The 15074-nt window shown below is 65.0% G+C and carries 14 protein-coding genes and 1 tRNA gene; 11 read left to right on the forward strand and 4 right to left on the reverse strand.

The window, feature by feature from the left end; genetic code table 11:
* Nucleotides 1-63: 63 nt before the first annotated feature.
* Nucleotides 64-1671 carry an urea ABC transporter permease subunit UrtB gene (gene urtB, locus AC0GNR_RS03200; RefSeq protein ID WP_472899557.1) on the reverse strand — a complete coding sequence of 536 codons (1608 nt, stop codon included), beginning with the start codon at nt 1669-1671 and terminating at the stop codon, nt 64-66.
* A gap of 91 nt (nt 1672-1762) precedes the next feature.
* Nucleotides 1763-3025, reverse strand: a complete 1263-nt coding sequence (gene urtA, locus AC0GNR_RS03205) for an urea ABC transporter substrate-binding protein (RefSeq protein WP_472899628.1) — start codon at nt 3023-3025, stop codon at nt 1763-1765.
* Nucleotides 3026-3294: 269 nt separating this feature from the next.
* On the opposite strand from urtA, the gene mntA reads away from it, so the two are divergent.
* Together mntA and hepT are read left to right on the forward strand one after the other, a co-directional pair.
* Entirely contained in the window at nt 3295-3723 is a 429-nt protein-coding gene (gene mntA / locus AC0GNR_RS03210) for a type VII toxin-antitoxin system MntA family adenylyltransferase antitoxin (protein ID WP_472899558.1), read from the forward strand.
* Nucleotides 3716-4129 carry a type VII toxin-antitoxin system HepT family RNase toxin gene (hepT, locus tag AC0GNR_RS03215; protein WP_472899559.1) on the forward strand — a complete coding sequence of 138 codons (414 nt, stop codon included), beginning with the start codon at nt 3716-3718 and terminating at the stop codon, nt 4127-4129. Before mntA ends, hepT begins: the two co-directional genes overlap by 8 nt.
* 23 nt (nt 4130-4152) lie before the next feature.
* Here hepT and AC0GNR_RS03220 read toward each other — a convergent pair whose 3' ends face one another.
* Together AC0GNR_RS03220 and AC0GNR_RS03225 are read right to left on the reverse strand one after the other, a co-directional pair.
* Nucleotides 4153-5175: a response regulator gene (locus AC0GNR_RS03220; protein WP_472899560.1), complete on the reverse strand. Its 1023-nt coding sequence runs from the start codon at nt 5173-5175 to the stop codon at nt 4153-4155.
* Nucleotides 5172-8717, reverse strand: a complete 3546-nt coding sequence (locus AC0GNR_RS03225) for a hybrid sensor histidine kinase/response regulator (RefSeq protein WP_472899629.1) — start codon at nt 8715-8717, stop codon at nt 5172-5174. The genes AC0GNR_RS03220 and AC0GNR_RS03225 overlap by 4 nt, the downstream gene beginning before the upstream one ends.
* A 185-nt stretch (nt 8718-8902) precedes the next feature.
* Between AC0GNR_RS03225 and AC0GNR_RS03230 the strand changes: the two genes are divergently transcribed.
* The 9 genes from AC0GNR_RS03230 (at nt 8903) to AC0GNR_RS03270 (ending at nt 15029) form a co-directional block, all read left to right on the forward strand.
* On the forward strand, nt 8903-9205 hold the full coding sequence (locus tag AC0GNR_RS03230; RefSeq protein WP_472899561.1) for an urease subunit gamma: 303 nt from the start codon (nt 8903-8905) through the stop codon (nt 9203-9205).
* A 156-nt stretch (nt 9206-9361) separates the two neighbouring features.
* Nucleotides 9362-9523 carry a hypothetical protein gene (locus tag AC0GNR_RS03235; RefSeq protein ID WP_472899562.1) on the forward strand — a complete coding sequence of 54 codons (162 nt, stop codon included), beginning with the start codon at nt 9362-9364 and terminating at the stop codon, nt 9521-9523.
* Nucleotides 9524-9531: 8 nt separating this feature from the next.
* On the forward strand, nt 9532-9837 hold the full coding sequence (locus AC0GNR_RS03240; RefSeq protein ID WP_472899563.1) for an urease subunit beta: 306 nt from the start codon (nt 9532-9534) through the stop codon (nt 9835-9837).
* A complete protein-coding gene (gene ureC, locus AC0GNR_RS03245) occupies nt 9837-11555 on the forward strand; it encodes an urease subunit alpha (RefSeq protein ID WP_472899564.1) in 1719 nt (572 codons plus the stop codon). The genes AC0GNR_RS03240 and ureC overlap by 1 nt, the downstream gene beginning before the upstream one ends.
* Nucleotides 11556-11575: 20 nt before the next feature.
* Entirely contained in the window at nt 11576-12133 is a 558-nt protein-coding gene (gene ureE / locus AC0GNR_RS03250; protein WP_472899565.1) for an urease accessory protein UreE, read from the forward strand.
* Complete coding sequence (locus AC0GNR_RS03255; RefSeq protein WP_472899566.1) at nt 12120-12842, forward strand: urease accessory protein UreF; 723 nt, start codon at nt 12120-12122, stop codon at nt 12840-12842. The genes ureE and AC0GNR_RS03255 overlap by 14 nt, the downstream gene beginning before the upstream one ends.
* A gap of 13 nt (nt 12843-12855) precedes the next feature.
* Nucleotides 12856-13524, forward strand: a complete 669-nt coding sequence (gene ureG / locus AC0GNR_RS03260) for an urease accessory protein UreG (protein ID WP_472899567.1) — start codon at nt 12856-12858, stop codon at nt 13522-13524.
* Between the two features lie 49 nt (nt 13525-13573).
* A tRNA-Ser gene (locus tag AC0GNR_RS03265) sits at nt 13574-13661 on the forward strand.
* A 225-nt stretch (nt 13662-13886) separates the two neighbouring features.
* Nucleotides 13887-15029: a tyrosine-type recombinase/integrase gene (locus tag AC0GNR_RS03270; RefSeq protein WP_472899568.1), complete on the forward strand. Its 1143-nt coding sequence runs from the start codon at nt 13887-13889 to the stop codon at nt 15027-15029.
* Nucleotides 15030-15074 lie beyond the last annotated feature (45 nt).

A 15074-nucleotide genomic window follows, 5' to 3' on the forward strand; every position in this document is an offset into this window, starting at 1 on the left:
CCCTTGCGAGCCCGTCGACAGGCTCAGGGCGAACGGGTGCTTGTGTTGTTGTGGTCATGGTGTTCATGCTTCCGCACTGCGGCCTTTCATCGCGAAAATCCCCTGCGGCCGTTTTTGTATGAACACGATGATGAAGACCAGCACCGCGATCTTGGCCAGCACCGCACCGGCCCAGCCTTCAAGAAACTTGTTGAGCACACCCAGACCGAGTGCGGCGTACACCGTGCCGGCGAGCTGGCCCACGCCGCCGAGCACCACCACCATGAACGAGTCCACGATGTAGCTCTGGCCCAGGTCGGGGCCCACGTTGCCGATCTGGCTCAGCGCGCAACCAGCCAGGCCGGCAATGCCCGAACCCAGCGCAAACGCATAGGTGTCGATGCGCGCGGTGTTCACGCCCATGCAGGCGGCAATGGGCCGGTTTTGCGTGACGCCGCGCACAAACAGGCCCAGCCGCGTGCGGGTGATCATGAGCGTCACGCCCACCAGCACGGCGGCCGCAAAGGCGATGATGATGATGCGGTTCCACGGCAGCGTGAGGTTGCCCATGAGGGTGATGCTGCCGCTCATCCAGCTGGGGTTTTCCACACCCACGTTTTGCGCGCCAAACAGCGTGCGCACACCCTGCATCAGCACCAGGCTGATGCCCCAGGTGGCCAGCAGCGTTTCCAGCGGGCGGCCATACAGGAAGCGGATCACCGTGCGCTCCATGGCCGCGCCCACCAGCGCAGAAGTAATGAACGCAATCGGCAAGGCCACCAGCAAATACCAGTCGAACAAGCCCGGCAGCGACTCCCGAAAAAACGACTGCACCAGCCAGGTGGCGTAGGCGCCGATCATGATCAGCTCGCCGTGGGCCATGTTGATGACACCCATGAGCCCGTAGGTGATGGCCAGGCCCAGGGCAGCCAGCAGCAAGATGCTGCCCAGGCTGACGCCTGTAAAAGCTTGGGCCAGCGCGCTGCTGATGGACAGCGAGCGCTCCAATGAGGCCAGAGAAGCCTTCAGCGCAGTTTTTACAGCCGGGCTTTCTTCGGTTTCCATGCGCTGCACCAGCAGAGGCCGCACGATGGCCTGGCGGGCTTCGCCCAACTTTTGGGCAGCACCCAGGCGCTGCGTTTCGTCGTCGCTGGTCAGCAGCACCGCCGCCTGTGCCAGTTCCAGCATCTGGCGTGCCTGCGGGTCCAGCTCGCCGGCCAGCGCTTTGTCGATCAGCGGCAACTGGGCAGCGTCGGGTTCGTCAAACGCGTTGCGCTGAAGGCTCTTGGCGGCCTCGCGCTGGCGCTCCGGTGTCGCGCCAAACAGGTCCATGCCAGCCAACGCGGTTTCCATCGCGCTGCGCATGCGGTTGTTGATCATCACGTCTTCAGCGGCGTCGGGCAGCGTGGCCAGCAGCTCGCCGGTCACGGCGTCCACAGCGCCTTCGCCCTGAACGATGAGCACACGCTCACCGTCCACACGCACGCTTTCGTCGGCCATGGCCTGGATGAGGGCAGACGCTTTGGGGTCGGGCTCGGTGGCCAGCCGGTTCAGGGTGGTGATGCGGTCGTCCGTGTCGCCGGCGACCAGGGCCAGGGCGTCGGCGGGCGTGAGGGCGTGGGCGGGCAGGCTGCACAGCAGCCACAGCGCACACAGCGTTCGCAACAACCAGGTATTCAGGGTGGGACGCATGGGTCCGTCTTTCAAATGTGCCGGGGCATTCGGGTCAAGGTGCGGGCGCGGCCCCATGGCTGCGCCCGCACGGGTCAAAGGCTGGCGGCGCTCACTTCACCATGGGCACGTTTTTCTTGCCCTTGTTTTCAGCGATGTAATCGCTCCAGGGGTCGGCCACCACGGGGCCCGGCGTTTTCCACACCACGTTGAACTGACCGTCGGCGCGAATCTCACCAATGAAGACCGGCTTGTGCAGGTGGTGGTTTTCCTTGTCCATGGTGGACGTGAAGCCACCCGGTGCCTTGAAGGTCTGGCCGGCCATGGCGGCGATCACCTTGTCGGTGTCGGTGCTCTTGGCCTTTTCAACCGCCTGCGCCCACATGTGGATGCCGATGTAGGTGGCTTCCATCGGGTCGTTGGTCAGCGGCTTGTCTTTGTGGCCGGGGATGTTCTTGGCCTTGGCGTAGTCGCTCCACTTCTTGATGAACGCGGCGTTGGTCGGGTTCTTGATGCTCATGAAGTAGTTCCAGGCGGCCAGGTGGCCCACCAGCGGCTTGGTGTCCACGCCGCGCAGCTCTTCTTCGCCCACCGAGAAGGCCACCACGGGCACGTCTTTGGCGCTCAGGCCTGCGTTGCCCAGTTCCTTGTAAAACGGCACGTTGGAGTCACCGTTGATGGTGGACACCACCGCCGTCTTTTTGCCAGCCGCTGCAAACTTCTTGATGTTGGCAATGATGGTCTGGTAGTCCGAGTGACCGAAGGGGGTGTATTCCTCCATGATGTCGGCATCGGCCACGCCCTTGCTTTTCAGGAAGGCGCGCAGGATCTTGTTGGTGGTGCGGGGGTACACATAGTCGGTGCCCAGCAACACGAAGCGCTTGGCGCTGCCGCCGTCCTTGCTCATCAGGTATTCGACCGCGGGAATGGCTTGCTGGTTGGGCGCAGCGCCGGTGTAGAACACGTTCTTGGACAGCTCTTCGCCTTCGTACTGCACGGGGTAGAACAGCAGGTTGTTCTTTTCTTCAAACACCGGCAGCACCGACTTGCGCGACACCGACGTCCAGCAGCCAAACACCGCGGCCACCTTGTCCTGGTCGATCAGCTGCTTGGCCTTTTCGGCAAACAGCGGCCAGTTGGAAGCCGGGTCCACCACCACGGGTTCGATCTTTTTGCCCAACACGCCGCCCTTGGCGTTGATCTCGTCAATGGCCATCAGGGCCACGTCTTTCAGCACGGTCTCTGAAATGGCCATCGTGCCCGATAGGCTGTGCAGCACCCCGACCTTGATGGTGCTTTGTGCGTGGGCCGGCAGGCCAAAAGCGCCCAGGGCGGCGGCCACAGACAGGGCTTTGAGGGTGAATCGACGTTGCATCATGGCGCTTCTCCAGGGGTTCTAAAAAACATCCAGTTGAGGGGGTGACTCTTGCCGCCGAACCCGACCTTTCTGGCGGTTCACAGCGGACAACTGGATGCTAGGGAGAACCCTGATCGGCGTATGTACGCCGGGTGGCGTATGCGGGGGTCCCACGGCTGAAAACTTCGCCGCGTCGGGCTGCGCCTGCTGTGGTCCAGCGCTGCCGCCGCCCCCGGTGTTCGGCTGCCATCGTTATCATGGCTCGCATAACGTCCGCCCCATGAACCATGCACACCACATCCCTTGATCTGACCCACGCGCTCAGCGCCCAAGGCCCGGTGCTGCGCGTGTTGCAGCAGCGGTTTCCTGATGCACTGGCGTTTTATGTGTTTGGCAGCCAGGCCAGTGGCCAGGCTGATGCCTTGAGCGACGTGGATCTGGCGGTCTTGCTGCCCGGTTACGCCAACGCCAACGCGCTGTGGGATACCGCTATGGAATTGGCCGCGCTGCTCAACCGGCATGTCGATCTGTTGGACCTGCGCGCAGCCAGCACGGTGATGCAGCATCAGGTGCTGACCACCGGCCAGCGCCTGTGGGGTGATGCCCTCGCCGCCGGTCTGTTCGAGTGTTTCGCGCTGACCGAAAAACTGCATCTGGACGAAGCACGCGCTGGCTTGCTGCGCGACATTGCCGAGAGAGGAAGCATTCATGGCTGACGACGTGTTGCTCAACAAGGCGGCCACCGTGGAGCGGTGTGTGGCCCGTGCGCGCGAGGAATATGCGGCCAGTCCGGACTTTGCGACCGACTTCACCCGGCAGGATGCTGCCGTGTTGAACATTCAGCGGGCTTGTGAGGCCTGCCTGGACATGGGCCAGCACCTGATTCGCCGTGACCGGCTGGGCTTGCCACAGAGTGCGCGCGATGTGTTTTCCCTGCTGGCGCAAGCGGGCTGGATGGATGCGACATTGCAAGACACCATGCAACGCATGGTGGGCTTTCGCAACATCGCGGTGCACGATGACCAGAAGTTGCTGCTCCCCATTTTGCAGCGGGTGGTGACCGTGCATCTGAACGATTTCCTCCGCTTCACCGCCGCCATCCTGAAAAAAGACAGTGCTTGAACTGACGCGCTACGCCCTCCAGATCACCCCCCGTGCTGCGGCTGCAGCAGCGGCACGCGGTTGATGGCCATGGCCGCTGCGGCGGTGCGGGTTTCGACGCCAAGCTTGGCGTAGATGCGCTCCAGGTGTTTCTTCACGGTGGCAGGGCTGGAACCCAGGATGTCGCCAATATCGCGGTTGATCTTGCCTTTGGCCACCCAGTACAACACCTCGGCTTCGCGGGCGGTGAGCGCGAAGGCGTGGGCCATGGCTTCGAGCACGCTGGCGTCGGAGGTCTCTTGCATGACGATGAGCCAGTCGCCGCCCTCGCCGGGGGCTTCGCTGCCTTCGGCGTCCTGGTCGCCCACCTGCTGGTGCAGGCGAAAGGTGAGGCGGCGCGGGCCGTTTTCCAGGGTGAGGCGCGGCGGCTCGCGCTGGGCTTGCGCTTCGCCCAGGTGGCGGCGCAGCCACTGCACCACGGCGGGTGGCGTGTGGGGCGCTTCGGTGCCGCAGTAGCGCTGCAGCAGGTCGCGCGCCAGCGGGGTTTGCCACATCAGGCGGCCGTCTTGTGCGCGCACGGTGATGGTGGCGTAGCCAAAGGCATCCAGCGCGTTGCGCGCCTGGCTGCGTTCTACCGCGCCCTGGCGCACATGGCGCGCGGTGCGCAGGTGCACGCCCATGCGCGCCATCACCTCGCGCGGCTTGATGGGCTTGGTCACGTAGTCGGCACCGCCGGCGTCGAGCGCGGCCACCAGGTGCTCGGTTTCGGTCAGCCCGGTCATGAAGATGATGGGAATGTGGGCCGTGGCGGGGTTGGCCTTGAGCCGGCGGGCCACCTCGAAGCCGTCCAGCCCGGGCATGACGGCGTCGAGCAACACCACGTCGGGCAGGGCCTGGGTGGCGCGGCGGATGGCGGCCTCACCGTCGAGCGCCACGAGCACGGTGTAGCCGGCTTCGTCCAGCGCGTCGTGCAGCGGCGCCACGTTGTCGGGCACGTCGTCCACGATGAGTACGACCAGGGCGTCGTTCAGGGTCGCGGGGTGTTCGGCGGGCGAGCGGGAGTTCATGGTATTTGGGGTGTGGCGCTGTGGGCCAGCAGGCGCTGCTCGATCACTTCAAAGCGAAACTCGCGCGCCAGGGTGCGCAGGCTCTGGGCAAAGTCGGCCTGTTCGGGGCGCTGGCGCACCCAGTCGTCGAGCCAGGTGACGATGCCTTTGTAGTAACCCAGGCGCACCAGCTCCAGCAGGGGCGCCAGTTCGGTGGGGCTGCTGGCGGCGGTCGTGGGCGGTTTCAACGCGGCCGGTGCAGCGGGTTCGGCGCTGAGCCATTGCAGCGCCAGGCGCTGAGCAAGCCAGGCCAGCAGGTCTTCACGCCGCACGGGCTTCACAAAAAAGTCTTGCGGGCGGTGACCCAGATCGTTGTCGAGCCCTTTGTCAAACGCATTGGCCGACACGATGGCCAGCGGCACCGCGACCCAGCCTGCGGCGCGCAGCCGGCGCACGGTTTCCCAGCCGTCGATGCCGGGCATGGCCAGGTCCATGAAAACCGCGTGAGGCGCGCCGGGGTCACCGGGTTGCAGGCCGTCGAGCAGGCGCAAGGCATCGAGCCCGCTGGTGGCCAGCATCACGTCAAAACCCAGCGGGGCCAGCCAGCGCTGCAGCAGTTCGCGATCGGCCTCTTCGTTGTCCACCACCAGCAGGCGCAAGCGCTCGCCGGCGTAGCCGGTCACGGCGGGTGCGGTGGCGGCGCGCGGCAGCGCCACGCCGTGCAGCTCGGGCAAAAACAGCCGCACGGTGAACACGCTGCCCACACCGGGGGTGCTGCGCACGGTCATTTCGCCGCCCATGAGGTCGGTGAGCATTTTGGCGATGGTGAGGCCCAGGCCGGTGCCGGCGCTGGGTGCCACCGCAGCGGCTTCGCCCTGGGCGCGGGCAAAGGGTTCAAACACGCGCTCCAGGTCGGCGGCGGCCATGCCGGGGCCGGTGTCGTGCACTTCAAACAGCGCCATTTCGCGCGCATGCACCACGCGCAGGCGCACCTGGCCCACGCGGGTGAACTTGACAGCGTTGCCCAGCAGGTTGATGAGGATCTGGCGCAGGCGCTTTTCGTCGGCGCGCACGGCGTCGGGCAGGCGGCTGCCGCTTTCAAACGCGAACTGCAGGCCTTTGGCCGCGGCCTGCAGCTCGAACATGCTGGCCACTTCGCGCAGGGTGTCGGCAAAGGCCATGGGTTTCACGTCGAGCGCAAGCTTGCCGGACTCGATGCGTGCAATGTCCAGCGTGCCTTCAATGAGCGAAAGCAGGTGCTCACCACCCCGGTGAATGACGCGAATGGCTTGCACGCGGTGCGGCGCCATGCCGGTGTCTTCTTGCAGCAATTGCGCGTAGCCCAGGATGCTGTTGAGCGGTGTGCGCAGCTCGTGGCTGATGGTGCTGATGTAGCGCGTCTTGGCCTGGTTGGCTTGCTCGGCGGCCTGGCGGGCGTGTTGCAGGGCTTCGTCGGTCTTGCGGTGCGAGTCAATTTCTTGCATCAGCAAACGGGTTTGCCGGTTGCTTTCTTCTTGCGCCACTTCGCGGCTTTTGTGCGCCAGCACCAGCCACCAGGCCACGGTGGCTGCAATGAGCATGAGCACGGCGTACACATGCAGAAAACCCGCGCGCAGGGCGGCGTCGATCAAGCCAGCGTCGGCCCCGGCCTGCAGCCCCTGCCCCAGGCCTTGCGCCTGCTGCTGGTACAGCAAACCCAGCACAGCGGCCAGCACCGGCGCCATCACCAGCATGATGAGCAGGTAGTGCGCCAGGCCCGCTTCCAGATACGGCCACACCCGCTGCGGCAGCACCGTACGCAACGCGCCCTGCCACTGCTCGGAGAGGCGCGCATGGGGTTTGCAGAGGTCGCCACAGCGCGCGTCCAGCGTGCAGCAGAGCGAGCAAATGTGACCCTGGTAGGCGGGGCAATGGGCCATGTCGGGCGCTTCGTAGGCGCGCTCGCAAATCACGCAGGTCTGGAGGGTGTGTCCTGCTTTTGCGCACGAGCCTCCTTGGCGGGCGCAACCGCCGCAACCGCCCGTCACACAAGCCGCCGCATCCCCATCCGCAGCGGCACGCGCAATGTAGTAGCGCCCCTGCGTGGCCCAAGCGATCAGTGGCGCCGCCACCAGCGCCGTGACCATGGCGATCACCGCCGAAAAGGCCTGAGCGCCCGCGCCCATGAGGCCCAGGTGCGCCACGATGGACAGCGCCGAGGCCAGCCCCATGGCGCCCACACCCACGGGGTTGATGTCGTACAAATGGGCACGCTTGAACTCGATGCCCTTGGGCGACCAGCCCAGCGGTTTGTTGATCACCAGGTCGGCCACCACGGCCATGATCCAGGCGATGGCGATGTTGCTGTACAGCCCCAGCACCTCGCCGAGCGCCTGAAACACATTCATCTCCATCAGCATGAAGGCGATGAACGTGTTGAACACCACCCACACCACGCGCCCGGGGTGGCTGTGGGTGAGGCGCGAAAAGAAGTTGCTCCAGGCCAGCGAGCCAGCGTAGGCGTTGGTCACGTTGATCTTGAGCTGCGACACCACCACAAACAGCGCCGTGGCCGCCACCGCCCAGCCGTAGTGCGGAAACACGTATTCGTAAGCCGCCAGGTACATCTGGTTGGGGTCTACCGCGCGGTCGGGCGGCACCATGTGGCTGATGGCCAGGTAGGCCAACAGCGCACCGCCCAGCATTTTCAGCACACCCAGCACCACCCAGCCCGGCCCGCCGGCCAGCACACCGGCCCACCAGCGCAGCGGTTTGCCCGGCGCTTGCGCGGGCATGAAGCGCAAGTAATCGGCCTGTTCACCCATTTGGGTGATGAGCGCAATGCCCACCGTGAGTGCCGCACCAAACAGGTGCCAGTCAAACGCAGCACCCGCACCCGATTCACCACCGTAGTGCACCACGTTGGCAAATGCACCAGGGTCGAGCACCGCCACCGCCACAAAGGGCACAACCATCATCACCAGCCACAGCGGTTGCGTCCACATTTGAAACCTGCTGATGGCCGACACGCCGTGTGTGACCAGCGGAATGACCACCACGGCACAAATCAGGTAGCCCCAGGCGGGGGGAATGCCGAGCGCGAGTTCCAGCGCATAGGCCATCACCGCAGCTTCCAGGGCAAAAAAGATGAAGGTGAACGAAGCGTAAATGAGCGAGGTGATGGTGGAGCCGATGTAGCCAAAACCCGCACCACGCGTGAGCAGGTCCATGTCCACGCCATAGCGCGCGGCGTAGACGCTGATGGGCAGACCCGCCGCGAAGATGATGAGCCCGGTGGCCAGGATGGCCCAGAACGCGTTGATGAAGCCGTATTGCACCAGCAGCGTGGCGCCCACCGCTTCAAGAATGAGAAACGACGCGGCCCCAAACGCGGTGTTGGCCACGCGCCATTCGCTCCACTTGCGAAAGCGCTGGGGCGTGTAGCGCAGCGCGTAATCCTCCATGGTTTCGCTGCCCACCCAATGGTTGTAGTCGCGGCGCACGCGGGTGATGCGCTGGGGCGCACTGGCGTCCGGGGCCTCGGCAACGGGGCGGGGCGAGCGGTTGGCGACGGGTTCGGGCAAAGGGGTGTTCACACCGGGTTTGTGCAGCTTTCATGCCATGCCGGGTGTGCAAGGGCACCAGAGGGCACGGGACTTGCTGGAGACCCCCCATACAAAGCCCCGATACCTGGGCGCCGCCATGGAACTGACACCCCGTGCTCAGCCGGCATGTGCGGCTGCAAGAGCCAACTATTGAGTGAAACGCAATGGAACTGACCCCTCGTGAAAAAGACAAGCTGCTGATCTTCACCGCCGCCTTGCTGGCCGAGCGCCGCCGCGCCCGGGGGCTCAAGCTCAACTACCCCGAGGCCATGGCGCTGATTTCGGCCGCTGTGATGGAAGGTGCGCGCGACGGCAAGACCGTGGCCCAACTCATGAGCGAAGGCCGCAGCGTGCTGACCCGCGCCGACGTGATGGACGGCATCGCCGAAATGATTCCCGACATCCAGGTGGAGGCCACGTTTCCCGACGGCACCAAGCTGGTGACCGTGCACCAACCGATACCGTGATACCCCCCGCGCCGCGGTATTTGACCCACCCCCGCCGCGCTGCGCGCGACCCCCTCCAGGGGGCGATGCAAGTGGCCCGGCGAAGCCGGTTCCACCGCATCCCTGGATTCAAACATTTCGCGCCGACTGCCTGCCTCTTCACTTTGGAGCCATGACATGAAATCTCTGCCCACAATCGCGGCTACCCTGGCCACCCTGCCCGCCTTCGCCCACGAAGGCCATGGTCTGTTGGGCAGCCACTGGCATGCCACCGACGCCCTGGGTTTTGTGGCAGCGGGTGCGCTGCTGGCTGTGGCCGTTTGGCTGTCAAAGAAGTGAGCTCCGCCATGATCCCCGGCGAATACTTCATTGAAGCAGGCGAGCACGCCCTGAACCCTGGCCGGCGCACCGCCACGGTGGTGGTGCAGAACACCGCCAACCGCCCGGTGCAGGTGGGTTCGCATTACCACTTTGCCGAAACCAACGCGGCGCTCAGCTTCGACCGCGTGGCCGCCCACGGCATGCGGCTGAACATTGCGGCCGGCACCGCCGTGCGCTTTGAGCCCGGCCAGCAACGCACCGTGGAGCTGGTGGACTATGCGGGCGACCGCGTGGTGATCGGCTTTCGCGGCCTCACCCAAGGAGCGCTGTGATGGCCCACATTGCTCGCAGCGCCTACGCCGACATGTACGGCCCCACCGTGGGCGACCGGGTGCGCCTGGCCGACACCGGACTGGTCATTGAGGTGGAACAAGACTTCACCCTGCGCGCCGGCGGCTACGGCGAGGAAGCCAAGTTTGGCGGCGGCAAGACCATTCGCGACGGCATGGCGCAGTCGCAGCGCACCCGCGCCGAAGGCGCCGTGGACACCGTGCTCACCAACGCCCTCATCATCGACCACTGGGGCATCGTCAAGGCCGACATTGGCCTCAAGGGCGGGCACATCGTGGCCATCGGCAAGTCGGGCAACCCCGACACCATGCCGGGTGTGGACATCGTCATTGGCCCCGGCACCGAAGTCATCAGCTGCGAGGGTGCCATCGTCACCGCGGGCGGCATTGACAGCCATATTCACTTCATCTGCCCGCAGCAGGTGGACGAGGCGCTGGCCTCGGGCATCACCACCATGCTCGGCGGCGGCACCGGCCCGGCCACCGGCACCTTTGCCACCACCTGCACGCCTGGACCCTGGCACATTGAACGCATGCTGCAAGCCGCCGACGGCCTGCCCATGAACCTGGGCTTTCTGGGCAAAGGCAACGCCAGCCAGCCCGCGCCGCTGCGCGAGCAAATTGAGGCCGGCGTGATCGGCCTGAAGCTGCACGAAGACTGGGGCAGCACACCCAGCGCCATCAGCAACTGCCTGGACGTGGCCGAAGAAACCGACACCCAGGTGGCGCTGCACTCGGACACGCTCAACGAGTCGGGTTTTGTGGAAGACACCATTGCCGCCACCAAGGGCCGCACGCTCTGCGCCTTTCACACCGAAGGCGCGGGCGGGGGCCACGCGCCCGACATTTTGCGGGTGGTGGGCGAGGCCAACTTTCTGCCCTCCAGCACCAACCCGACCATGCCCTACACGGTCAACACGCTCGACGAGCACGTGGACATGCTCATGGTGTGCCACCACCTGGACGCATCGATCCCCGAAGACCTGGCGTTTGCCGAAAGCCGCATCCGCCGCGAGACGATTGCGGCCGAAGACATCCTGCACGACATGGGCGCCATCAGCATCATGAGCAGCGACAGCCAGGCCATGGGCCGAGTCGGCGAGGTGATTCTGCGCACCTGGCAGTCGGCCGACAAAATGAAAAGCCAGCGTGGCTCGCTGGCGCCAGACAGCAACCGCAACGACAACTTCCGCGTCAAGCGCTACGTGGCCAAATACACCATCAACCCGGCCATTGCGCACGGCATGTCGCACATCATTGGCTCGCTGGAAGTGGGCAAATGGGCCGACCTGGTGGTCTGGAAGCCGGCCTTCTTTGGCGTCAAACCGGCGCTGGTGTTGAAAGGCGGCAGCATTGCGCTGGCCGCCATGGGCGACCCCAACGCCTCTATCCCCACCCCCCAACCGGTGCACTACCGGCCCATGTTTGGCGCCCTGGGCGGGGCGCTGGCCAAAGGCAGCCTCACCTTTGTGTCGCAAGCTGGTTTGGCCGCCGGCATTGGCGCGCGCTTCGGGTTGCAAAAAAACCTGGTAGCGGTGAAAGGCTGCCGCAGCGTCACCAAGACCAGCATGGTGCACAACAGCGCCCTGCCCCACATGGAGATTGACCCGCAGCGCTACACCGTGCGTGCCGACGGGGTGTTGCTGACCTGTGAGCCCGCCAGCCGGCTTTCGCTGGCGCAGCGGTACTTTCTTTTTTAACGGTTTCAGGCTCATTATTCATGCTTCAAGCGTCCAAGCTCATTCCCCAAGGCCGAGGCCTGGCCCCCGCGTTGCTGCGCCGCGCCGCACATCTGGAACTCGACTGGGATGTGCGACAAAAAAGCCGCTTTGACGCCACCGCGTCGGACGAGCGGCACGTGGGCGTGTTCTTGCCGCGCGGCACCGTGGTGCGCGGTGGCGACGTGCTGGTGACGCAAGACGGCTCGCTGCTGCGTGTGGTGGCCGCGCCGCAAGCGGTGCTGAAAATCACCCCCTGCGCCGCACACGGCAGCCCGTTTGACCTGACCCGAGCCGCCTACCACCTGGGCAACCGCCATGTGCCCATTGAGCTCAAGCCCGACCACCTGAAGATCGAACCCGACCACGTGCTGGCCGAGATGCTGCGCGCCATGCACCTCACGGTGGAGGAAGTGCGCGAACCCTTTGAACCCGAAGGCGGTGCTTACACGCCCCAAGCCGGCGGGCAAACCCACCACCATGGGCACGGGCATTCCGCTACACATGCGCACGGGCACAACACCTCAACCACCCACGCTCACGGCCATGCCCACGGCTGACCCGTTGACCCCAGGCACAGCGCGCTCGGCCTCGGGCCTGCTGCACATTTTGTGGCTGGCCTCGCCCACGCTGCCGGTGGGCGGCTTTTCGTATTCCGAAGGCCTGGAAGCCGCTGTGGAAGCCGGCCTGGTCAGCCACGAAGCCAGCGCCGCGCAGTGGCTCATCGACCAGCTGCACCTGGGCCTGGCCCGCACCGACCTGGCCGTGGTGGCCCAGGCCCTGCCCGCTTGGCAACGCGGCGACCTGGCGCGCATCCAAGCGCTCAACCAATGGGTGCTGCACACCCGCGAAACGCACGAATTTCGCCTGCAAACCGAACAAATGGGCCGGTCGCTGCTGGAATGGGCGCGCCACCTGGGCGAGCTGGGCGCCGGCGTGTTTGAGCAGCTGCAAAGCGCTGCCCTGAACCCGCCCACCTACCCCGTGGCCATGGCCTGCGCCGCCGCCCAGAGCCAGGCCAGCCACCGCGACAGCCTGCTGGGTTACGCCTTTGGCTGGGCCGAAAACATGGTGCAGGCGGCCATCAAGTCGGTGCCGCTGGGCCAAAGCGCGGGCCAGCGCATGCTGGCGCGGCTGGCCCAAGAAATACCCGCTGCGGTGGACCACGCCATGGCCCTGCCCGACCACGCCCGCCAGGCCTTCACGCCCATGCTGGCCATTTTGTCGGCCCGCCACGAAACCCAATATTCCCGCCTGTTCCGATCCTGACCCCAAGTTCACCATGACCGCTCTGCACCACATTCCCCACCGCACCAAACCCCTGCCACCATTGCGCGTGGGCATCGGCGGCCCAGTGGGCTCCGGCAAAACCACGCTGCTTGAAATGCTGTGCAAAGCCATGCGCGAGCGCTACGACCTGATCGCCATCACCAACGACATTTACACCAAGGAAGACCAGCGCCTGCTCACCGTGAGCGGCGCGCTGCCGGCCGATCGCATCATGGGCGTGGAAACCGGTGGCTGCCCGCACACCGCCATCCGCGAAGACTGCTCCATCAACCTCGAAGCCATCGACCGCATGCTGGGCGAGCACCCCAACGCCGACATCGTGTTTGTGGAGTCTGGCGGCGACAACCTGGCCGCCACCTTCAGCCCCGAGCTGAGCGACCTCACCATTTACGTGATCGACGTGGCTGCCGGCGAAAAAATACCGCGCAAAGGCGGCCCGGGCATCACCAAGAGCGACCTCTTCGTCATCAACAAAACCGACCTGGCCCCCTACGTGGGCGCCGACCTGGAGGTGATGAAGGCCGACACCGCCCGCATGCGCCCCGACAGCGCACGCCGCCCCTGGGTGATGACCAACCTGAAAACCCAGGCTGGCGTGGCCGAGGTGGTGCGCTTCATCGAAACGCGGGGCATGCTGCTGACAGAAGCCGGCGCGCTGTGAACAGGCCGGCACGCTCAGGCTAAAATAAGCGCCTTGTGCAGCCGCATCCGGAGACTTGGGTGAGCGGTTTAAACCAGCAGTCTTGAAAACTGCCGACCCGCAAGGGTCCGTGAGTTCGAATCTCACAGTCTCCGCCAGATGACTGCAAAAGCTAGTCCAACAACGTCCCATAAGTCGTTGATTTCCCTAGTCCCTGCCCTTACGGACTATTGCATTAGTCCAAGTTAGTCCACTACACTCCCACCCAATCCACCAATTTACGGTGGGACAGATGTGGGGATACGGTGGGAAGCAAGGCTAAAGAGCTTTCAGCGCTGGCAGTCCAACGACTGACCGAGCCAGGTATGCACGCAGTGGGCGGCGTGGCTGGCCTGTACCTGTGCGTGTCCCCTACCGGCGCCCGTTCGTGGATTGCCCGGGTCAACGTTGACGGCAAGCGCCGCGAGATGGGCCTCGGCGGCTTTCCTGACGTTTCGCTTTCCATCGCCAGAGAAAAAACCCGCGCCGCCCGCTCGGACACGACCATGGGGATTGACCCCGTAGCGCAGCGCAAAGATGCACGCAGCGCACGGCAGGCACTCCGCGCAAAACAAAAGACCTTTGCAGACTGCGCCAAGGCGTACATAGAGGCGCATTCCGATTCCTGGCGCAACGCAAAGCACCGCGCCCAATGGCCCGCCACGTTTGAAACGTACGTCTATCCCACCATGGGCAGCGTTCTGGTGGGCGAAGTGACGCAAGCCCATGTGATGGCCGTGCTGCTGCCGATCTGGAAAACCAAGACACAGACGGCGTCACGGCTACGCGGCCGAATCGAGCAGGTGCTGGCCTGGGCAACTGCCGCAGGGTTTCGCCAGGGTGAGAACTGCGCTCGGTGGGATGGCCTGCTGGATCAACTTCTACCGGCACCCGGCAAAGTCGCAAAACCAAAGCACCAGCCCGCCGTAAGAACGAGCGACGTGCCGGCGTTCATCGAGGCCTTGCGCCAGCGTGAAGGCATTTCACCGAAGGCGCTGGAATTTGTCATCCTGACCGCCGCCCGCAGTGGCGAGGTGCGTGGTGCAACCTGGGCAGAGATCGACCTGGTGGCGAAAGTCTGGACGGTGCCAGGCGCTCGGATGAAAGCAGGCAAGGAACACCGCGTGCCGCTCAGTAGCCAGGCTGTCGAGCTGCTGAAGGCTATGCCGCGCATAGAGGGCACCGAGCTAGCGTTTCCCGCGCCGCGTGGTGGCCAGCTATCGGATATGGCCTTTACAGCGCTTACCCGGCGCATGAACTTCCGTGATGACGATGGGCGCCTGTGCGTGCCCCATGGCTTTCGCTCAACCTTCCGCGATTGGGTGTTTGAGCACACCGAATACCCGCGTGATCTGGCAGAGGCCGCGCTGGCCCATGCCCTGGAATCGAAGGTAGAGGCTGCGTATCGACGGGGTGACGCGCTGGACCGCCGCAGAGACATGATGCAGGCCTGGGCCAACTACTGCGAGAGCGTGCCAGGCGCTTGAAGTGATTCCGCCATGCCCAGCGGCGGTTTTTTGCTGGGCACAAAA

It is taken from the genome of Hydrogenophaga sp. LT287, assembly GCF_055702805.1.